Source organism: Zhaonella formicivorans (assembly GCF_004353525.1).
Classification (GTDB): Bacteria; Bacillota; DUOV01; order DUOV01; family Zhaonellaceae; genus Zhaonella; species Zhaonella formicivorans.
Genome location: NZ_CP085524.1, coordinates 1713482 through 1732353, shown reverse-complemented (window position 1 = coordinate 1732353; position 18872 = coordinate 1713482). Strand labels below are relative to the sequence as shown.

General features: G+C 48.0%; 20 protein-coding genes and 2 riboswitches. Of the genes, 17 read left to right on the top strand and 3 right to left on the bottom strand.

The genetic code is table 11. The features are described from left to right. The 5 genes from EYS13_RS08575 (at position 1) to EYS13_RS08555 (ending at position 3816) form a co-directional block, all read left to right on the top strand. Positions 1-1434 carry an acetate--CoA ligase family protein gene (locus EYS13_RS08575; protein ID WP_227761798.1) on the top strand — a complete coding sequence of 478 codons (1434 nt, stop codon included), beginning with the start codon at positions 1-3 and terminating at the stop codon, positions 1432-1434. Next, positions 1427-2107: an acetate--CoA ligase family protein gene (locus EYS13_RS08570; RefSeq protein WP_227761797.1), complete on the top strand. Its 681-nt coding sequence runs from the start codon at positions 1427-1429 to the stop codon at positions 2105-2107. The genes EYS13_RS08575 and EYS13_RS08570 overlap by 8 nt, the downstream gene beginning before the upstream one ends. Before the next feature lie 238 nt (positions 2108-2345). Continuing rightward, positions 2346-3278, top strand: coding sequence for a metal-dependent hydrolase (locus EYS13_RS08565; protein ID WP_227767859.1), 933 nt, complete (start codon positions 2346-2348; stop codon positions 3276-3278). A 108-nt stretch (positions 3279-3386) separates the two neighbouring features. Further along, positions 3387-3551 carry a hypothetical protein gene (locus EYS13_RS08560; RefSeq protein ID WP_227761795.1) on the top strand — a complete coding sequence of 55 codons (165 nt, stop codon included), beginning with the start codon at positions 3387-3389 and terminating at the stop codon, positions 3549-3551. 1 nt (position 3552) lies between these two features. After that, positions 3553-3816 (top strand): hypothetical protein, encoded by a 264-nt coding sequence (locus tag EYS13_RS08555; RefSeq protein WP_227761792.1) that lies wholly within the window; start codon positions 3553-3555, stop codon positions 3814-3816. On the opposite strand, the gene EYS13_RS08550 is transcribed toward EYS13_RS08555, so the two are convergent. After that, complete coding sequence (locus EYS13_RS08550; RefSeq protein WP_227761791.1) at positions 3794-4348, bottom strand: hypothetical protein; 555 nt, start codon at positions 4346-4348, stop codon at positions 3794-3796. The two genes, EYS13_RS08555 and EYS13_RS08550, sit on opposite strands and share 23 nt — an antisense overlap. A gap of 202 nt (positions 4349-4550) precedes the next feature. On the opposite strand from EYS13_RS08550, the gene queG reads away from it, so the two are divergent. Beyond that, positions 4551-5639 carry a tRNA epoxyqueuosine(34) reductase QueG gene (gene queG / locus EYS13_RS08545; RefSeq protein ID WP_227761789.1) on the top strand — a complete coding sequence of 363 codons (1089 nt, stop codon included), beginning with the start codon at positions 4551-4553 and terminating at the stop codon, positions 5637-5639. A 188-nt stretch (positions 5640-5827) separates the two neighbouring features. On the opposite strand, the gene EYS13_RS08540 is transcribed toward queG, so the two are convergent. Then, positions 5828-6001, bottom strand: coding sequence for a hypothetical protein (locus tag EYS13_RS08540; RefSeq protein ID WP_227761788.1), 174 nt, complete (start codon positions 5999-6001; stop codon positions 5828-5830). Between the two features lie 204 nt (positions 6002-6205). On the opposite strand from EYS13_RS08540, the gene EYS13_RS08535 reads away from it, so the two are divergent. Beyond that, positions 6206-7480, top strand: a complete 1275-nt coding sequence (locus tag EYS13_RS08535) for a sugar ABC transporter substrate-binding protein (RefSeq protein WP_227761787.1) — start codon at positions 6206-6208, stop codon at positions 7478-7480. Positions 7481-7504: 24 nt separating this feature from the next. Here EYS13_RS08535 and EYS13_RS08530 read toward each other — a convergent pair whose 3' ends face one another. Then, the gene (locus tag EYS13_RS08530; RefSeq protein WP_227761786.1) at positions 7505-8242 is read right to left on the bottom strand and encodes a glucose-6-phosphate isomerase family protein; all 738 of its coding nucleotides are present in this window, start codon (positions 8240-8242) and stop codon (positions 7505-7507) included. 778 nt (positions 8243-9020) lie between these two features. Between EYS13_RS08530 and EYS13_RS08525 the strand changes: the two genes are divergently transcribed. The 10 genes from EYS13_RS08525 to EYS13_RS08480 all read left to right on the top strand — a co-directional run bounded on the left by EYS13_RS08525 (position 9021) and on the right by EYS13_RS08480 (position 17929). Next, positions 9021-9791, top strand: a complete 771-nt coding sequence (locus tag EYS13_RS08525; protein ID WP_227761785.1) for a hypothetical protein — start codon at positions 9021-9023, stop codon at positions 9789-9791. Beyond that, positions 9788-10321: a YeeE/YedE thiosulfate transporter family protein gene (locus EYS13_RS08520; RefSeq protein ID WP_227761784.1), complete on the top strand. Its 534-nt coding sequence runs from the start codon at positions 9788-9790 to the stop codon at positions 10319-10321. Before EYS13_RS08525 ends, EYS13_RS08520 begins: the two co-directional genes overlap by 4 nt. Then, positions 10321-10602, top strand: a complete 282-nt coding sequence (locus EYS13_RS08515) for a YeeE/YedE thiosulfate transporter family protein (RefSeq protein ID WP_227761783.1) — start codon at positions 10321-10323, stop codon at positions 10600-10602. The genes EYS13_RS08520 and EYS13_RS08515 overlap by 1 nt, the downstream gene beginning before the upstream one ends. Before the next feature lie 264 nt (positions 10603-10866). Next, the gene (locus EYS13_RS08510; RefSeq protein ID WP_227761781.1) at positions 10867-13107 is read left to right on the top strand and encodes a molybdopterin-containing oxidoreductase family protein; all 2241 of its coding nucleotides are present in this window, start codon (positions 10867-10869) and stop codon (positions 13105-13107) included. Beyond that, the gene (locus EYS13_RS08505; RefSeq protein ID WP_227761779.1) at positions 13104-13682 is read left to right on the top strand and encodes a 4Fe-4S dicluster domain-containing protein; all 579 of its coding nucleotides are present in this window, start codon (positions 13104-13106) and stop codon (positions 13680-13682) included. Before EYS13_RS08510 ends, EYS13_RS08505 begins: the two co-directional genes overlap by 4 nt. Next, a complete protein-coding gene (gene nrfD, locus EYS13_RS08500) occupies positions 13679-14884 on the top strand; it encodes an NrfD/PsrC family molybdoenzyme membrane anchor subunit (protein ID WP_227761777.1) in 1206 nt (401 codons plus the stop codon). Before EYS13_RS08505 ends, nrfD begins: the two co-directional genes overlap by 4 nt. A gap of 17 nt (positions 14885-14901) precedes the next feature. Then, the gene (locus EYS13_RS08495; RefSeq protein WP_227761776.1) at positions 14902-15345 is read left to right on the top strand and encodes a QcrA and Rieske domain-containing protein; all 444 of its coding nucleotides are present in this window, start codon (positions 14902-14904) and stop codon (positions 15343-15345) included. 22 nt (positions 15346-15367) lie between these two features. Continuing rightward, positions 15368-16033, top strand: coding sequence for a cytochrome b N-terminal domain-containing protein (locus tag EYS13_RS08490; protein WP_227761774.1), 666 nt, complete (start codon positions 15368-15370; stop codon positions 16031-16033). 69 nt (positions 16034-16102) lie between these two features. Further along, positions 16103-16498: a hypothetical protein gene (locus EYS13_RS08485; RefSeq protein WP_227761773.1), complete on the top strand. Its 396-nt coding sequence runs from the start codon at positions 16103-16105 to the stop codon at positions 16496-16498. Positions 16499-16531: 33 nt separating this feature from the next. Continuing rightward, positions 16532-17929 carry a hypothetical protein gene (locus tag EYS13_RS08480; protein WP_227761772.1) on the top strand — a complete coding sequence of 466 codons (1398 nt, stop codon included), beginning with the start codon at positions 16532-16534 and terminating at the stop codon, positions 17927-17929. 365 nt (positions 17930-18294) lie between these two features. Continuing rightward, positions 18295-18498: riboswitch (cobalamin riboswitch) on the top strand. A 145-nt stretch (positions 18499-18643) separates the two neighbouring features. Next, positions 18644-18848: riboswitch (cobalamin riboswitch) on the top strand. Positions 18849-18872: the final 24 nt, after the last annotated feature.

Below are 18872 nucleotides of genomic sequence, written 5' to 3'. Positions count from 1 at the left end.
ATGGCTGCAAAAAAAGACTTGGATTACTTTTTTTACCCTGACAGCCTGGCAGTAGTTGGCGCTTCCAATAATCCCTATAAAGCGGGGTACCAGATTGTCAAGAATATGTTGGACTATGGTTATCAAGGCCGGGTTTACCCCGTCAACCCCCAAGAGGACCAGATCCTGGGGTTAACATGCTATCCTTCCTTACAGAGCATTCCGGAAACCATTGAGTTGGTTATTATTGCCGTTCCTTCCTCCCATGTTCTGGGAGTAATGCAGCAGGCTGCTGCCAGGGGGGATGTGAAAGCTGCGGTGGTAGTTGCCGCCGGTTTTGCCGAAACAAAAGAGCCGGAGCTGGTTGCTCTGGAAAAGGAAGTTGTGGCTGTGGCCCGGTCGGCCGGAATCAGAGTCTTCGGCCCAAACTGTGTGGGTGTGATGAACACCAGAAATATGCTGGATACTACTATTGAACCACCGGTGGCCAAAACCCAGGGTGGAGTTAGCATCATTACCCAAAGCGGAGCCATGGGGGGGTCACTCCTGCTTTTCATGGAAGAACAGCCGGCACCTTTAGGCTACGCCAAATGGGCCCATGTTGGCAATATGTCCGATGTTGATGTCCTAGAAATATTAGAATATTACGGGCAAGATGCCGACACAAAAGTTGTGGCCATGTATATGGAAGGTTTACGGGACGGGCGCAAGTTCATAGAAATAGCTCAAAAAATAACTGCAGTTAAACCGGTCATTATTTTAAAAGTAGGGCGCAGCGATATCGGGTCCAAAGCTACTGCCTCCCATACAGGCGCCCTGGCAGGATCAGATCTGGTTTATGATGCCGCCTTTGAAAAATGCGGTGTGACCAGGGTCAGCTACTTGGAAGAACTGACTACTACGGCTAAAGCATTTGCCATGCTTCCTTTGCCACAGGGGGAAAATGTCTGCGTCCTTACCGAAGCAGGTGGCCCAGGCATTGTGGCTGTGGATGAGCTGGGTTTTGCCAAACATGCCAAGCTGGCCCATATCTCGGAGGAAGGAAAACGGAAATTTAAAGAATGCCTACCTCCTATGGCAATGATTTGCCATCCCGACGGCTATCTTGATATTACAGCGGCTGCCATGACAGAACATCATCTAGATGCTCTTAAGATAGCGTTGGAGGAACCGGAAGTAGACAGTATAATCCTGATTACTGTACCTCCCACTTTCCTTCCTCCGGTGGAACTGGCCCAAAATCTTTTGCCTGTTCTAAAAAATGCCGCAAAGCCTGTCTTTGTATGTTTCCTGGCAGGTAAATGGGTCGAAGAAGCACGGGCTCTGCTGGAGCAGAACGGTATCCCCACTTTTAAAACGCCCAGTGATGCCGTACGGGTTTTGGATAAAATGATTGAACGTAAAAAATACCTGAAGAAATTGGCAGAGCGGAAGGAAGGTGTCAGCAATGCATAAACTGATCAAAGAAGCTAAGGAAGCAGGGCGCAGCCTCCTGGAGAACGAGGCTAACTCCCTTCTAAAAGAATTCAGCCTTCCTGTAATAGACTGCTATTTGACTAGCACTCCCGAAGAAGCGGTAGCCGCAGCGGAAGAGTTGGGTTATCCGGTAGTTATGAAAGTAGTATCGTCCCAGATTATTCACAAAAGCGAAGCCGGGGGGGTTAAGTTAAACCTGAAAACAGCAGAAGAAGTGCAGAAAGCTTACCAGGAAATTATCCAAAATGCCAAGGCATTTAATCCGAAAGCTCAAGTGGAGGGTATCCTGGTTACACCATATCTCCCCGATGGCACCGAGGTCATCATAGGTATGACTACGGATCCCCAATTTGGCCCGGTAATGATGTTTGGTTTAGGCGGTATTTTTGTGGAAGTATTTAAAGATGTAAGTTTTAAGCTTGCCCCCTTGAGCATTGAGGAAGCCCGCGAAATGATCAAAAACGTAAAGGGATATACAATCCTGCAGGGGGTACGGGGACAAAAAGCCAAGTATACTGAAGGCCTGGCTGATGCTTTAGTTAAGCTCAGCCAATTAGTTACCGCAAACCCCGAAATAAAAGAAATTGACTTAAACCCGGTAGTCGTTTTTGAGGACAGCATAGCTATTTTGGATGCCAGAATCCTGCTTTGAGGCTTGAAGAATCCTTTGCAATACGATATAACTTTTCTTAATTGCCAAGAGGAGTTTAGATGCTGTACGTCTAAACTCCTTTTAAAGTTATAATGACTGATGTTTCAAGGAATGTTAGCATTGGCCCAAATTCAGGCATCTTTCCAGTATTACCCCGGGTATTTAACCGCAGGTCTGTGGTATAATCAAAGAGCATATGTTGCTTGATTGCGAGCGAGGTGAAACGCATTTGGATCCTGTGACACACGCATTAATAGGTCTTGGTTTAGCGGGTTTTTCCGGGGAGACCTTGACTATCTCCAACCCCCTTTATCTGGGCGCCTGCCTGGGAGCCATGGCGCCGGATTTAGATATAATCTGCCAGCTAAAAGGGGATGTAACATATTTAAAACACCACCGGGGCTTTACCCATTCGATCCCCGGAATGCTGGCCCTGGGTTTGGGGATAGCGGTTGTACTATTCTTATTTAATCCGGTTTACAGCCTGGGCCAGGTTTTTTTGTGGACATTCTTGGGAACTTTGTCCCACGGGGTGATGGACATTTTAAATTCTTACGGTTCCAAACTATTCTGGCCCTTTAGCAACAAGCGCTGGACTTTAAATCTGGTCAATGCTGTGGACCCGGTTATTCTCCTAGTTTTAACTGCCATGGTTTTTGCGCAAAAACTGGGGTTTTCGTCTGCTGCCGGATTAGGGCTGATGCTGCTTTATTTATGTGTACGATATCTAATTGCCCTGAGGTTAAATAAGCTGTTGCGGGTAAAATTTAATCCGGCTGCCAAAATTACCGTGATGCCTTCATTGCTAAAATTTTGGTGTTGGGATTGCCTGATTGAAAACGATCAACAGGTAATGTTTATTGAAGTTAATTCATTTACCTCAGTATTAAATGTTAAACAGGAACTGTCCAAGGAGCAAAAAGGTAACTCCCTGGTGAAAAAAGCATTGGAAAGCAAACTGGGTAAAATGTTCAGGGAATTTACTCCCCATTTCCACGTCATTATCAACCCCTGGCAGCAAGGCTACCTGGTGAAGTTCCTGGACCTGCGGTACTGTTTAAAACAGGAATTTTTACATTCTGCAACCATATTTTTTAACCATCGGCAGGAGATTGCTGAGCAAATTTTTCACCCTTACCATAAAAACCGCAAAATTAGAATTTCCGGTTAGTTATAGCATTTACGCCATTTGAGGCTAAATGCTTTTTTTATACTCATGCAATAAATCGGGAAAAACAGGGAATAGTAAAAAATATACAACTCCTAGAGGTGAGAGAAAATGGATATAATCAACATGCCTGACAACTCCAGTCAAGGTTTTAAGTGCGGCAAATGCGGACACATGTTTACGGTAAAGGGTAAGGAAGGAAACTGTCCGGTGTGCGGGTATCACTGCAACCCTCATATTTGCACTGTGGTGGATACATCGGACGAAGAGTACTAAAGTGGTTGCCAACCGGGATTTGGACTGCCCGCTGTGCAATGGAACAGAGCGGGTAACCGGCCAATGCCCCGTTTGTGGGAATGGGCTGGAGGATGGAGGTATACTGGAGAATTTCTTTGGTCCCTATAGCCCGTACGAGGAGGTGGCATACCAACTGCAGGATTTCCCATCTGAAAGTGAATTGGACCGTTGTATGCATTTAGTGTACTGTCCTGTCTGCGGCTGGGATACAAGAGTAGGGATCAGGAAAATACCTTTGGAATAGGGTAAACCACGTCCAGCGGCAGTTTTCTGTTTGCAGAATCATAAGCCACCAAGTCGTGAATCAGAGGATCCTTAATCAACTCACTCCAGGCCTCATAAACAGCCTGGATAAATGCTGGCTCCAGGGGCATCTGCTCTGCTATCAGGGGGCATTGGTAAGGCAGGGGAAGAGTTTCCCTGATTAGCACCAGTGTTCCCTTTGCAGTCAGATGGGGGGCTAATGGAAAGGTACGGCACTGGAGGGGCCTTTTTTCCCGGGGGCAGTCTTTGAGGCAGCGGATAAAGTAAACTTTTCCCTGCCAGGAAGGGGGAAAATCATAATCTTCCGCCTTTTGTTCTTCCCAAACTAACCAGTCTTCATCCCGTGTAAAGAGAGCCTCTTCTCCAGGCAGGAGATAAATTCCTAGATCTTCATTATCCTTCTGGCAGCAGAGTTTCCGGCATAGTTCCCCGCAGTCTCCTTTTAAAGGAGTAGCGTTATCCAGCAACCGGTATATTTTTTGGTATGCCTCCTTGGAGATTTTTTCGCCCATATGGATTGCCCCTTTTTAGCACCATGTTATCCTAAGTATAACTTTCTTCCTGCCGGAAATCCATATTGTGCTACAATATTATTATGCTCCTAAGTAACGTTATGTGATTACTCCTGATTTTAGTCTCTGTTTATGCAAGTTAGTTTTGTTGCTGCAGATGATGCCGGTGACTGGGGACGGGAACTTCCAAGGGGTTGCATTTATGGAAAAAGCACAACTGATTAAAGAAGTTGCCAGGGAAATAGGCTTCGACTTATGCGGGATTACAACGGCAGAGCCTTTTTATGAGCTGGAGGACTTTTTGCGCCTGCGGGCGAAGCAGGGTTGGCAATCTGAATTTGAACACAAGGAATTGGAAAAGCGAATCAATCCCAGATTAGTATTACCCGAGGCCAGGTCTATTATAGCTCTGGGCAAAACATATCCTCCTTGTGAGCAGAACGCCACTCCCGGTTACGGTATAATAGCACGCTGCGGCAGGGGCATTGACTACCATGTGGATTTCAGAAAGCGGATGAATGCTTTGGTACAGTTTTTGACTAAGGACTTAGGCGTCACAAAAGCAGTGTCCATGGTAGATACGGGACCGCTGATTGACAGGGCGGTAGCAGCCAGGGCGGGGGTGGGTTGGTACGGCAAAAACTGTTCAATTATTTCCCCTGAATGGGGTTCCTGGATAGCATTGGGGGAAGTTTTGCTGGACATGGATTTGCCGGTTGATGAACCGCTCGTTCTGGAATGCGGTCAGTGCCGCAGATGCCTGGAGGCTTGCCCGTCCGGAGCCTTATTTGCTCCCTACAGGGTAAATCCTACTATCTGTCTTTCCCAGCTCACCCAGACCAAGGCCATAATTCCGGAAGTATACCGCAAGCTTTTGGGCAATCGGCTTTACGGCTGTGACACCTGTCAGGAGGTTTGCCCTAAAAATAAACGGCTAAAGATTAACGAGCCATCTCTAGACCCAGGGGAGGCGGTGCTCAGGGCGGAAGACCTTTTGGCTTTGACCAAAAGTCAGTTTCAGCAAAAGTACGGCAGTTCTGCTTTTGCTTGGAGAGGGAAGACCATTCTCCAGCGCAATGCCATTATTGCTTTGGGTAACGAAAAAAACCCGGATTCTGTGCCACTTTTGACCGAGGTCTTGCAGGGGCCTAATACAGTTTTGCGCGGGTATAGCGCCTGGGCTCTGGGACAAATCGGTACTCGAAAAGCTAAACAAAGTTTACAAGCTGCGCTGAGCCGGGAGACCGAACCATGGGTTTTGGAGGAAATCAGCGCTGCGTTAAAAAACTAACCCACCGAAGAGACGGTGGGTCAGACCGTCGACAAACTATTATCAGCCCGCATGTATTATTTCGCTCTGGACAAGCTCCTACGCCGTTACCGGCGGCAAAGCCGCCGACGGCTGAGGAAACCAGTCCCGCTCCATAATACATGCGGGCTTTGTCTACAAGCTGACCCACCGGGATGCGGTGGGGTTGTTTATGCTAGTCTGTTTAATTTCTTGGCAGCTTTCTTCACTTTCTGTGCAACTTCTTCAATTTTACGGCTGTTTTTCAGTGCGTTTGTTTTTGCCAGGAGTTGCAGGTATGCCTCTCCCTGTTTAATATAGAGGTCTAATTTATCATAATCGTTATCATAAGTCTTTTTACCCACCTACTCTCCCCCTTTGCCTATAACTTTTCCCGTTTTTTTTTTTTTTCAAAACTATACGTTTCGACAACAACTCTTGTTTTATAGAGGCGATTGCTTTATAGCTTAAGTTGATCCCTATAAGTTACCGTCTGAAAGCTATATTCATAATACCGACATATCAAGGAATACTATTAAAAGCTACCAAAGCTAAATGGGGTGAAAATTTTGCGCCGCAAACATTTATTAATTATTATGCTAATCTGCATGAGTTTATTCGCGGGCTGCGGTAGGAAGCCGGAACAAAAGCCGGCTCCACCGCCAACTTTAATTGGCGTCAGCGTTACCTCCGCGGATAAAGAGCTAAAGCAAGAGCTAAAAAAATCCATGGAGGAAGATGCCAAAAAGGACAACATTAGAATCCTTTGGAAAGAAAGCGAACCGGCTAAGCAGGAAGACGATATCAAAAAGATACTCGAGCAAAAAATAAAAGCGCTGGTGGTTGAGTTCGGCGATGAAAAGGTGGCCGAAGCAGTAGCCCGTCTAGCTAAGGAAAAGGATGTTCCCCTGCTGGCCTTAGGCACCATGCCGGCAAATGTACCTTTAGATGGTTTTGTGGGAATTGATGCGTATCGTACGGGTACCCGGCAAGCTGATTTTTTGGTCAAAGCCTTAAATAGACAAAAACCTGCCAAAATTATGATTTTAAAAGGCATGGGAAATTCTGCTGAAGAAGAAGTGACCAAAGGAAACGTAGACGGCTTGCAAGCTGTCACAGGGTTTGAGCCCATTATCCAGGAAGTGCTGCCGGGCGAAAGCGCTGCTGCTGTAGTGGCGAGATCACCTGCTTTAAACCAAATCAAAGGATTGATCACTCATAAATCCGCCTGGACCGAAGAAATTGTTACCCTCTTGCAGGACATGGAACTGGATAAGAAGATTGTTACGGTGGGTCTCGGCGCCGGAAAAAACAACGCCAGGGCTATTGAAAATGGAACACATGAAGCTGAAGTTGATATAAATCCCGAACTGCTAGGCAAATTTGCATATACCGGGGCTAAGGAGCTGGCGCAGCAAGGCCAATGGCAGTTTGAAAAGCGGGTTACCAGCGGCGCCTATGACATACCTGTAAAATACACTCCGGCTAATGTAATCAATAAAGACAATATTTATATTTTACAAACGCGTTATAAAGATTTAAATAAACCACAACAGTCACAAGGAGAAAAAGGTCCTGCCGGTGAAGGGCAGGAAGGGCAAAATAAGTCCTCTTCCGGATCGGGCGGCTCCGGTGGTTCCGGCGGGGGAGAGAAACAACAAGGCCAGGAAAAGAAAAAATCGGTTGTGAAGATCCAGACCAAAGAAGGTAAGACAATGGAAATCGAGGTGGAAGGAGAAGTTCAAAAGGTAGAAATTCAAGGGAAGCAAGGGGGGCAGTCAGCCCAGGGTGAAACGGGCGGCGGTGCCCAGGGTGGAGGCGGACAGGCGGGAGGAAGTCAATAAAAATAGCCCTCCAATGTGAGAGGGCTATTTTAAGATGTCAAAAAGTTGTGGTTCCAAAATGAAGTTCTCGTAAAGGGTTTTCTCTTTATTCAAGTTCACCGGCTGGGGCAGGTTTGGCGCTGCCATGATTTTCAATCCTACGGAATTATGGTAGTTTTGGTTTTTCACAAAATCTCCCCGGCCATTATCTGTTTCCACGTAATAATAAGCAGCCCCTTTTTTCGCAGCAAAGGGCTCATAGAGCGATTTAAAAGTGCTTTCGATTAGGTTTGCCATCACTAAGGGCATTTCACCGGGGTTGATGGTGACGTGACCGTAGCCGGAGGGGATAAAAACCTTATCACCTTTTTTGGCTTCAACGGCCATAATCTCTTCCACTTCGCCGCTGCGGGAATTTTTCTGTAAAACGTAAAGTGCCTCGCCGTGCAGGACTTCGTAATATTCGGGGTATGTCTCCGAGCTGTTTGGTTTTGCGGGATGAAAATGGCCAATTGTTTTGTTGTACTCCCGGTCGATTTTTCCCGGCAGGATGACCGTCAAATCGTGACGGATTCCGTTATCAGCAAAAAGCTGAGCGTCCCCTTCATAATGAACGCCCCGGTACATATAGTACAAAGGCTTATCGCCGGGTTCCGCTGTTTTTTTCATAAAGACATTGCGGGCATCTTCTAACAAACGTATTTCGGGCTCTGGATGAACTACATGATCGGCAAATTTCAACAAACCGCTTGGTTCTAGTTCAAAATCCTTGCCTGCTAACATCCATGAACCTCCTTTATAAATTTTAGGAAATCAAATATATTTCAAACCCAGAAAATAGACCAGCTTCCCGCAGGGAAGCTGGCTAAGGGCTTAAATTTGAACCATGGGTTGATTGCAACAACTGCCGGAAGCAGCTTGGCTCCTACCGCAGGATTTACAGACAAAGCTGCCTTTGCTGACCATGGAGCGACCGCAGCAAAAGTCCGGCAGTTTTGCAGTTTTTCCGCAGTCGGGGCAAATATAAGCCAACGCCTTCACCTCCCCAAACTTAACATTCGCTCCGGGATGTCAGGTATTATTAGTATTTATATACTTGCCAAAAATACCTGGTTTAAACCGGCTGGGGAGGAAAATATTTAATTTTAATTTTACTTTACTTATTTTATTGTACTGGAATGGTTTAATTCCCGTCAAGTTCATCCCCGTCCAATTTTTCCTGCCTTTTTTACATGTACCGCGCAGCAGCCCACATCGTTTCATTTTCAGAACAATGTTAACAAAGCCGGATATAACGTTAAAATTATTGCATTATCTTAATAAATAAATTTATGGAACAGCAGGAATTTATCGCCCCATGTGTAATATTTTTATAATAGTAGGCTAAACGAAAAAAACATTTAGTATATACTAATTTGTGCAGCCGAGTGCAAAGCTGGCTGGATTTCGTTGTAGAAAGACTTATAAAAGCAGGTCCATGGAAAGGAGGGATATGTTGGCGGTAAAAAGGTCATTTGGTTTTAACTAAGTGAAAAATTTAGCTAGGAGGTGCAATTTTGTTTTGCAAAAAGAAGGGTTGTTGAAATTTGCAGTAGCGCTGTTTTGTGTATTGGTATTGTCTCTGTTTTTTTACCCTGAAGATGCCCGGGCCGCTTGTGGCGCTTCACTGTCATCATGTAAAAGCTGTCATGAAGTAAAGGGTGCAAATTCCGTAGCAAATTCGGGCGATTGGCATATCAACCACGCCTTTGGCGACTTTTGTGAATTTTGCCATGGCGGAGTTGTCAGCTCTATGGATAAGACCAAGGCCCACCAGGGACTTAAAGAGCCTTTTGCTGATATCCAGGGTAGCTGTGGCAGCTGTCATGTAACCGACCTTGAGGAAAAAGCTAAGGTCTATGGCGCCACTTTGACTGCCGCTAGCAGTGGGGGAGGTGCCTCAGGTGGAGGTAATAGCGGCCAGGCGGCCAAACTGGAGCTGGTTCCCGCTGAAAAAGTGCCGGAAAAAGACTTGATAGATTATGAAAGAGAACTGCTAAAGTTCCAGGGGCTGGAAAGGAATAAAGGCAATATCATCCTTATCATTTTAAACGCTGGTATTTTGCTTGTGCTGCTGTATCTCGTCTGGAAATATGACCTGCAGCGGATTGTCTTTGCTTCCAGGGAGTTGACAGCTGCCAGAGAAGAAGCCGGGGGGACAATTGGCTTTACCAAGTTAGGTCTCTCTTATGATGAGCTTGATGTCATCGACAGCATCCTGGCCCGGCCAGGAGGAGAGCGGATTTTATCCAAGTTGGTTGCAAGTCCTGACAAGGGGGATGAAAAACAGTGAACTGGTTAATTGAGCAGCTGAAAAAACCCAGGTGGTCGCCTTACAGCGCCGGAGTTTTGCTGGGACTGGTCTATGTGTTGGGGCTTTTATTTGCTGACCAATTGCTTGGCGCCTCCGGCTCGTTCGAGAATTTGGCAGGTTTAATCGCGGGGGCTTTCAGCAGCAAAGTTGCTGAAAGCATGTATTTTAAATATATCATGCCGGCTGCAATTACTTGGCAAGTGATCCTGATGATAGGCGTATTTTTGGGAGCCATGGTGGCAGCCGCTTCTTCAGGGCAACTTAAGTGGAAATCCATACCGGACCACTGGAAAGAAAATCATGGCAGCAGCGTATGGAAACGTTGGGTATTAGCTTTTCTGGGAGGTATTATCCTGGAATACGGGGCTGGGATTGCAGGCGGATGTACCAGCGGTTTGGCCATTGCCGGTTCCTTGCAGCTGGCGCCGGCCGGATTCCTCTTTATAGCCGGGTTGTTTGCTTCAGGAATTCTGACTAGCTTAATCATGTTCCGCGGGAGGTGGCGTTGATGGAAGGCATCCTTTGGGCGCTGATCTTAGGTTTTGGGTTTGGCTGGGCCCTGCAAAAAGGCGGTTTAACCCAGTATGCAACTATTAGCAATGTGTTCCGGTTTAAAGATCTGACTGTTTTGAAATTCATGATGACCGGTTTATGCGTAGGCATGGTAGGAGTTTACGGCCTGAACTGGCTGGGTGTGCTGGAAATGACCAAAGTAAATGAAACTTATTTGGCAGGAAACCTGATCGGCGGTATTATCTTCGGTGTAGGTATGGCTGTTGCCGGCTTCTGACCGGGTACCTGTGTCGCCGGTGGCGGCAGCGGACAGATTGACTACCTTGTTCCCGGTTTGCTGGGTTTCCTGACGGGGGCCTTGATTTTCGGACTTACCTACGAACAAGTATTTATACCTATTAATAAACTGGCTAATTGGGGCAGTGTAACTTTTGGCGATGTCTTAAATGTGAATTCCGGGCTTCTAGTGTCGTTGTGGGTCCTGATGTGCCTGACTTTTTTCTATGTCCTGGAAAAGAACAACTTATAAGGGGGTGCACCAGTGGCCAAGGATAAGCATATTGCTGATTTACCTTCCATAGGAGAGTCTTTTTTCTGGAGAAAAGAGTTCAGCCGCAGGCAGTTTCTGATCGGCAGCGGCGCTGTTTTCTCCTGGGCCATGCTGCAAAAAATGAGTTTTGCCGGGGGAAAGGCGGAAGAAACGACAGCAACAGCAGCTAAAAAAGGAGTGAATAAGGTCCCCAGCGTGTGTGAAATGTGCGTGTGGCGCTGTGGGATAATTGCTACCGTGGAAGACGGCATGGTGAAAAAACTGGAAGGAAACCCGGAAAATATCAATTCCCGCGGCAAACTTTGTCCCCGCGGCAACGCGGGAATTAAGCTGTTATATGACCCCGACCGGTTGAAATTTCCCATGATCCGGGTTGGGGAGCGGGGGAGCGGAAAGTTTCGCCGGGTATCCTGGAAGGAAGCATTGGACTTTACCGCCGAGCAGATGCAGCGCATTAAAGAGCAGTACGGGCCTGAGGCCATGATTATGAGTTCCACCCATAATTTAACTCAGCCGTATTTTGAAAATTTGCTGAAGGCTTACGGGACGCCTAACTACGGTACACAACGCAGCCTCTGTTTCAATGCCATGACTATAGCTTTTCTGTTTACTTACGGCGTAGCTCAACCGGTAGTGGACTATGAAAACTGCAAATATATTATTTACGCCGGGCGGAACCTGGCTGAAGCTATTTCCAACTCCGAAACCCAGCGCATGATGGATTTTGCCGCCAGGGGAGGAAAGATTGTGATGCTGGACCCCAGGTTTACAATTACCGCCTCCAAAGCAGCGGAATGGCTGCCCATCCGGCCCGGAACCGATTTGGCTTTCTTTCTGGCCATGGGCCATGTCATCATCAAGGAGAAACTGTATAATCAGGAGTTTATTCAACAACATACAGTCGGGTTTGAGGAATTTGCCAAAGCTGTTGAACCTTATTCACCGGAATGGGCTGCCCAGAGGTGTGACATCCCGGCAGAAACCATCAGGAGGATAGCCAGGGAATTTGCGGCGGCAGCTCCGGCAGCAGTAGTACACCCAAACTGGCGGACTTCAAACTTCGTCAATTCTTTCCAGACTGAACGCACCGTTGCCATTCTCAATGCCCTGGTGGGCAACTGGGCTGCGCCGGGAGGGCTTCAGCCTGTGCCGGAAGAAGGCAGCGCTTTGGGTTCCCTTCCACAGCCGCCTTACCCCACAGTTACCGCGCCGAGGCTGGACGGAGTGCCCTGGAAGCATCCCCTTGTCCCATTGAAATACGGTGTCATTCAGGATATCAGGGACGCGCTGCTTACGGGTGAGCCATATCAAGGCAAAGGCTGGCTGGTCTACCGGCAAAACCCCCTGATGTCCATTCCGGAGAGGAGAAAGACATTGACAGCTTTGAAAAACCTGGATTTCCTGGCTGTCATCGATGTGATTCCCAACGACACCGCTTATTATGCTGATGTTATTTTGCCTGAGTCCACTTACCTGGAGCGGTGGGACCCGCTGTCTGTGGCGGGCAACAGGGTATTTTTGCGCCGTCCAGCGGTGGAGCCTTTATATGATACCAAGAGCGGGCTGATGATCCTGAAAGAATTAGGCGAACGGCTGGGCCTCGGGGACTATTTCCCATATCAGGACGAGCGGGATGTCATCAAAGCACAGTTGGCGCCTGTAGGGATTAGTTTTGAAGAACTGCTGGAAAAGGGCTGGGCTGAATTGCAGGAGGAGCACCACGATCCTTATTACTTACAGACGGCCAGCAACAAAATCGAGATCAGTTCTTCGACTTTGGCGAACTCCGGAGAAAATCCGGTCCCTGCTTGGCAGGAGCCCCCTGCGCCACCTGTGGGGAAATTCTACTTGCTAAGCGGCAAGGTAGCCCAGCATACTCAGTTCAGCACCCAAAACAATCTCTGGCTGTCGCTATTAACTCCCGACAACCCGGTATGGATTAATGCGGAAGCAGCTAAGCAGCTGGGGATTAAAGACGGGCAGCCTGTGATCGTTGAAAGCCCTGTGGGCAAGGTGATAAATAAGGCATATGTGACTGAAGGTATCAGGCCGGACTGCGTATTTATGGCGGCAGGTTTCGGGCACCTCAGCAAGGCTTTGAAGACCACTTATGGCAAAGGGGCCAGCAACTCAAGTTTGCATGAAACTCACACCGACCCTGTTACCGGGTGTCAGGCGCTGAGTGAAACTTTCGTTACAGTCAGGCCTTACCTTGGGGGTGAGAGCGCATGAGCAAGCGGTACGGTTTTGTAATGCTGGTCTACAGATGTATTGACTGCAAAGCCTGCCAAGTGGGCTGCTGGGCGGAAAATGAAGTTCCTCTCGGCAAAAGCAGAAACTGGATAACCAAGGACGGGCCCAAGGGCAAATTCCCGGATCTGATAACCGACTTCCTGCCTGGCAACTGTATGCACTGCGGTAACGCGCCCTGCGTCAATGTGTGCCCTACCGGGGCTTCTTATCAGACTGAGGAGGGAATAGTGCTGGTCAACAAGAAAAAATGCATTGGCTGCAAATACTGTATGGTGGCTTGTCCCTACAACGCCCGTTACTATCACCCCGAAGAAAAGACGGCGGATAAATGTACCATGTGTGTGCACCGGCTGAAAGAAGGACTGCAGCCCGCCTGCGTCAGCACCTGTGTGGGCGGAGCAAGGGTGTTCGGTGACTTAAATGACCCGGACAGCCAAGTTTCCAGGCTGCTTAGGAAGCACCGGGCAGTGGTACAGCTGCCCCAAGCCAATACGCAGCCAAATGTCTACTATGTTTATGACAGTCCTGTAGACAAAGGGGGCATTGCGCCATGAGCATTAATCTGGTGTCTGACAAAAGGTTAGATAATATAGGCGCTGTAGAAAAATTCAGGGCATTAATGGTACTGGCAGGCTGGTTAATCCCTGCACTGCTCACCGCTATTGGACTTGCAGGGGCGGTTGACCTCCTTGTCCGGGGGGAAGAGGCCTTTGGAACAACCGATGCGGTCCCCTGGGGGATCTTAATCGCCGGCTACGTGCTCCTGGCTGTAACCTGCAGCGGCCTTTGCCTGGTATCTTCGCTGGGACACGTCTTTGGAATTGAGAGATTTGAAATTATCGGGCAGCGGGCCATTTATCTGGCGGTAGTGGTGCTAATTTCTGCTTTTGCGGTGCTGGCAGTTGAGCTTGGCCACCCCTTCAGGCTGATATATGTGCTGCTTTCGCCTAATTTCCACTCGGGAATTTGGTGGATGGGCACTATTTACGGGATCTACCTTGTGGGCTTAATGCTGGAATTGTACTTTATGCTCAGGCATAAAGAACATCCAGCCAGGCTTATGGGAACTATCACATTCATTTTAGCCATTGCTGCCACTACCAACCTTGGTTCAGTTTTCGGCTTTGTCAATGCCAAGCCTTTCTGGTACGGTCCCTACTGGCCGGTCTACATTATTGTTACGGCCATTATGTCCGGTACTGCAGTCCTTATTATCCTTGCATGGTTTTTACAACGTCGAATTGCAAGTAAGCGTCAGCAAGGTTTTTGCCAAAACGGGAGCATGTTCAAGCACAGGCTGAAGAAGCTATCGGGCACCTTAAGCATTCTTTTGGCTGCAGAAGTCGGGACTGTTTTAGTGCTGACTTTCTGGAAAGTTGTTACCTCCCTGTACGGAGGGGTGCCCGGTCAACAGCAGGCGGCAATGGCGCTTTTGACAGGACCCTTGGCCCCCACATATTGGGTCTTTGAGGTGGGAATTGGACTGCTGCTTCCTTTAGCGCTCCTTTTAATCAGCAGGGGGAAAGGGGAAAAATTCAACCTGGCGGCAGCTCTTTCCGTCATCTTGGGCATGGTATTTATGCGTCTGCATATGGTAAGTTCCGGTCAGATCTTATATATAGACAAAACTACAGGAATGGCAAGCTACGCAGCCTATATACCAAGCCTGGGCGAAACTGCGGTTATTGTTGGTGCTGTGGGTTTTATCCTCCTTGCTTATAAAATTGGCGAACGCTATCTGCCTTTTAAACCCTAAAATTGCGAGTGAAAGTAATGGACAACAAGTTTTCGCGCAGAAAATTTATTTCGCTATGTTTTTCAATATTAGGTTTCTTCCTTTTTAAAGATGCACTGTCCTTTCTGACCAGCAAGACAGGCGATGAACAGGAAGGCATGATCTCTTTCGGCAGGCCTGAAGACTACCCTGCACCCGGTGTGTACAAGGGAAATGGCGCTTGGCTGGTGCGCGATGCGAGGGGATTCTTTGCCCTAAATAGCAGGTGCAGTCACCTGGGATGCTCAGTTGTGGAATGGGACGAGGGTAGGGGCATCTTCATTTGCCCGTGTCATAACAGCAAATACGGCCTTGACGGCAGCGTACTGGAAGGACCTGCTGCAGCCCCCCTGAAACCGGTACAGGTTACAGTCGATGGCAAAGGCAATATTGTGGTAGATTTAAAGCAGCAAGTGCCCAAGGACAGCCGTTTGGCGGTTTGAAACTTTCGGAAAGGAAGGCAAAATGAAAACAGACAAGCATAAAACCCGCAAAAGAGGATTCTTTAGTTTTCTAGCCCACCTCCATCCCCGCAAGATTAAAGCGGGGACAATCGGCTTCAGTCCGACTTTTTGCCTGGGAGGACTGTCTGCTTTCATGTTCCTGGTCTTGGTTGCCAGCGGAACTTTACTATTGTTTTATTATACGCCCGGCGAAGCAGCTCTCCAGTATGGTTCCATAATTACCATCGACCAGGTAATTGCTTATGGCTGGTTAATCAGGGGCATCCATAAATGGGCGGGACAGCTGATGGTTGTATTGGTTTTTGGCCATATGCTCCGTGTCTTTATGCACGGAGCATACCGTCCTCCCCGGGAAGGCAACTGGGTTATTGGCGTAGCCCTCTTAATCCTCACGGTGCTTCTTGACTTCACGGGGTATCTCCTCCTGGGAGATCAAACGGCTGTCTTAGCCCAAAATGTCGTTGGCGGAATTTTAAACCGGTTTCCCCTGGCAGGAGATATGCTTAATGCCATTGTTTTCGGTGGTGAACCCGGCGGCAGTACGGCCGGGATCAGGATTTATATTTGGCACTGCATAGTTTTGCCGGCAGTGTTGCTCCTGCTCATGCTCTGGCATTTTTACCGCGTCCGCAAAGACGGGGGCGTGAGTCAGGGGACGGTTCTCTGACTCATTTTTCCCTTTATTACTTAGGTCCAATTGTTGGCAGGTACCATTTTTAATGTGGAGGATCAGCTCGTGGAAAACTTACAAAAATCCGGTGAAGCTGCTGTTCGGCACGAACCTAACGCGCCCCGTAAAGAGCTGATATCAAGAGAAATTATAGCCGCCCTAATTTCCTTTGATCTCATTCTGGGCATGGCGGTGCTGCTCAAAACCGGTTTAGGACCGGCAGCAGGCCTTGGGGCACAAGGGCAGATTATCCATGCTCCCTGGATTTTTTCCGGCATCCAGTTGCTGCTGTTTTATCTGCCTGTACCTGTGGCGGGGATATTTCTCCCTGCGCTTTTTGTCGCTTTCTTATTTTGGGTGCCTTATCTGGAAAGACGTTTTAAGCCTGTGACTGTAAAACTGTTTTTTTATATGTTAATGCTCGGTGCTGTACTCTTTACTCTTGTAGGCAATTATTTATAAATTTTGCATTGTTGTCGCCGGAGGATTGACATCATGGATAACAAAAAGCTGATTATTGTTGTGGCCGGATTTGTGGTCGCCTTCTTGCTTTTGGTGGCGGCGGAATTAAAGGAAGCCGGTCAAGAGTGGAAACAGTATTCCGCAGAGCCTGTAAATTTGACTCTTCCTACAGGCAAAGTTGAACGCTGCCTGACCTGCCATCAGGGTATTGAAGAGATTAGCCCGTCCCACCCCATAGAAGCCGTAGGCTGTGTGTCCTGCCATGGCGGAAACGGGCTTGCTCTTGATAAAGATACGGCCCATACCGGCCTTTACGGTAAAAGAAACCCTTCGGAACTGCAGTATGTGCAAGTGACGTGCGGCGGGGAAAATAACCAGTGTCATACCGGCAGGGGTACGGATTATAAAAGCCCGGCAGACACTGTTCCGCTCCTTCTCATGGCCACCAAAGCAGGGGAGATAACGGAGGTAGGTAAAACGTTGGGTTGGTTTCAAGATAAGATGAGCCGTTTTGCTGTTCAGGCGGTAACTGAAAGCCCGGAAAAGCTGCCTCCCGATTTGGTGGAAGAGAGAGGGCTGGGCGGTCAGACTCCGGCGCTGAAACAGTTTTCAGCAGATAAGACAAAGGCCAATAGTATTAAGTTTGCCGGGAGTTGCTTGAGCAGCTGCCACTTGAATACCACCCAAGGAGATTCCTCGGCGAGCAGAGTAAATAGGCCACCGGAAGAACAAAAATATTTGGGCGGTTGTGCAGCCTGCCATGTCCAATATCAACCCGGCAGTACTTATCAGGGCGGAGATCCGACTATTGACAAAGCAGAACCGGGGCATGCTCCCAAGCATCAGCTGACTACTGCCATAGCCTACTACCAGTGCAACGCCTGCCACAACCAGGGTGTGCATTCCATTGCCAAAATGGAGTTTTACCCCAGGGATGATGTGCCGCCCAGCGCTGTAACCAGCCCTGTTGCGGACAGGTACCAGGTGTATTATATTGCCCAGGAGCGTTATGCCAAATGTGAGGTCGAACTGGACTGTATCGACTGCCATACTCGCAATGAGGTTATGGGCGACGGCCATCTGTACGGCAGCAAAAGTAAGGCCCAGGTTATCCGCTGTTACAACTGCCACGGCACAACCCAGGAGCCTCCCAAATGGTCCCGCATAACCTCAGGGGATGACCCTGCTATTTGGGCCTCCGGTTATTTCCACAAAGACTTTCCTGAACTAAAAGTCGGGGATATCGTGGCCTTGACTCTCAGGGGAGAGCCCATGCTGAACGTCCGCCTGGAAAACGGTAGGGCAGTGTTATACAGCAAAATCGACGGCCGCAAAGTACCCATACCCCTGGTTCAAGGCAGCGCCTGCCAGCAAAAGCCAGACGAGCAGAAAGGGGAAGATTGTCACACGTGCCATAGTGTGGCGAAGTGAAGAAAGCATAGCCCGCAGGCTAGTTTGAAATGATGATATTTTTATAGAGTATGACGAGAAGGAAAATACCGTTAAGATGATCTCCAGCGATAAAGAAGCTTCCGTGTTCGTTGATAATTATTTAAGCAGCGTTGGTCAAACAATTCAATCGCTCAAAATAAGGGCAAATGTTGGACTAAGAAATAAGCTTATACTGGAACTAAAGGCACGATCAAACCTTTCAATCAGGCAAATTGCAGAGCTACTAGGAATAGATAGAAATATTGTTCAGAGAGTAAAATGAGTCAGAGAACCGTCCCCTGACTCATTGAAAATTTTCCCTTGATTTTTCTTTTTGTTAGAGTTATCATTTGAAGTAGAAAAATAAAGCAAAGATGTAAATAGGTGCCTTCTTATTGAAGGATAATAGGGAATCGGGTGCAAGTCCCGAACGGTCCCGCCACTGTAACCGTGGAGTACCTTGCAAGAACCACTGTTCCTCATTTCAGCAGCTGAATAAGGGGGATGGGAAGGAGCAAGGAAAGCTATGATGCGGAAGTCAGGAAACCTGCCTGTTTACTGCGCGTTCTCTCGCAGGAAGAGATCGTAGCCTGAGGATGATGGTAAAGTCCTTGGCCATAACTTATTATGGCTAAGGACTTTTTAGTTTACCTATGCTCTGACTTTAAACATGACGGTTATGCCAATGTTCTTACTTAGGTTATTTTAAAAATCATATCTAAGCCGTTAACAGGTGCCCTATAACTAGGGATAATAGGGAAGACCGAAACAGGATCTAAAGAAGTGATTCTGGAAACGGCGCGGTCCCGCCACTGTAGTCGGGGAGTTTCCTCAAAGTTAGCCACTGGGCAGTTCCCGGGAAGGCAGAGAGAAACAGTGACCCGTGAGCCAGGAGACCTGCCTGTTAGCAATATGTTTGTGGATGATGGTAAAGTCCTCAACC

Bases quoted from the DNA above. Each gene is read 5' to 3' on its own strand.
- EYS13_RS08575 (WP_227761798.1), top strand. From the start codon at position 1: ATGGCTGCAAAAAAAGACTTGGATTACTTTTTTTACCCTGACAGCCTG.
- EYS13_RS08570 (WP_227761797.1), top strand. From the start codon at position 1,427: ATGCATAAACTGATCAAAGAAGCTAAGGAAGCAGGGCGCAGCCTCCTG.
- EYS13_RS08560 (WP_227761795.1), top strand. From the start codon at position 3,387: ATGGATATAATCAACATGCCTGACAACTCCAGTCAAGGTTTTAAGTGC.
- EYS13_RS08550 (WP_227761791.1), bottom strand. From the start codon at position 4,348: ATGGGCGAAAAAATCTCCAAGGAGGCATACCAAAAAATATACCGGTTG.
- queG (WP_227761789.1), top strand. From the start codon at position 4,551: ATGGAAAAAGCACAACTGATTAAAGAAGTTGCCAGGGAAATAGGCTTC.
- EYS13_RS08530 (WP_227761786.1), bottom strand. From the start codon at position 8,242: ATGTTAGCAGGCAAGGATTTTGAACTAGAACCAAGCGGTTTGTTGAAA.
- EYS13_RS08515 (WP_227761783.1), top strand. From the start codon at position 10,321: ATGGAAGGCATCCTTTGGGCGCTGATCTTAGGTTTTGGGTTTGGCTGG.
- EYS13_RS08505 (WP_227761779.1), top strand. From the start codon at position 13,104: ATGAGCAAGCGGTACGGTTTTGTAATGCTGGTCTACAGATGTATTGAC.
- nrfD (WP_227761777.1), top strand. From the start codon at position 13,679: ATGAGCATTAATCTGGTGTCTGACAAAAGGTTAGATAATATAGGCGCT.
- EYS13_RS08495 (WP_227761776.1), top strand. From the start codon at position 14,902: ATGGACAACAAGTTTTCGCGCAGAAAATTTATTTCGCTATGTTTTTCA.
- EYS13_RS08490 (WP_227761774.1), top strand. From the start codon at position 15,368: ATGAAAACAGACAAGCATAAAACCCGCAAAAGAGGATTCTTTAGTTTT.
- EYS13_RS08480 (WP_227761772.1), top strand. From the start codon at position 16,532: ATGGATAACAAAAAGCTGATTATTGTTGTGGCCGGATTTGTGGTCGCC.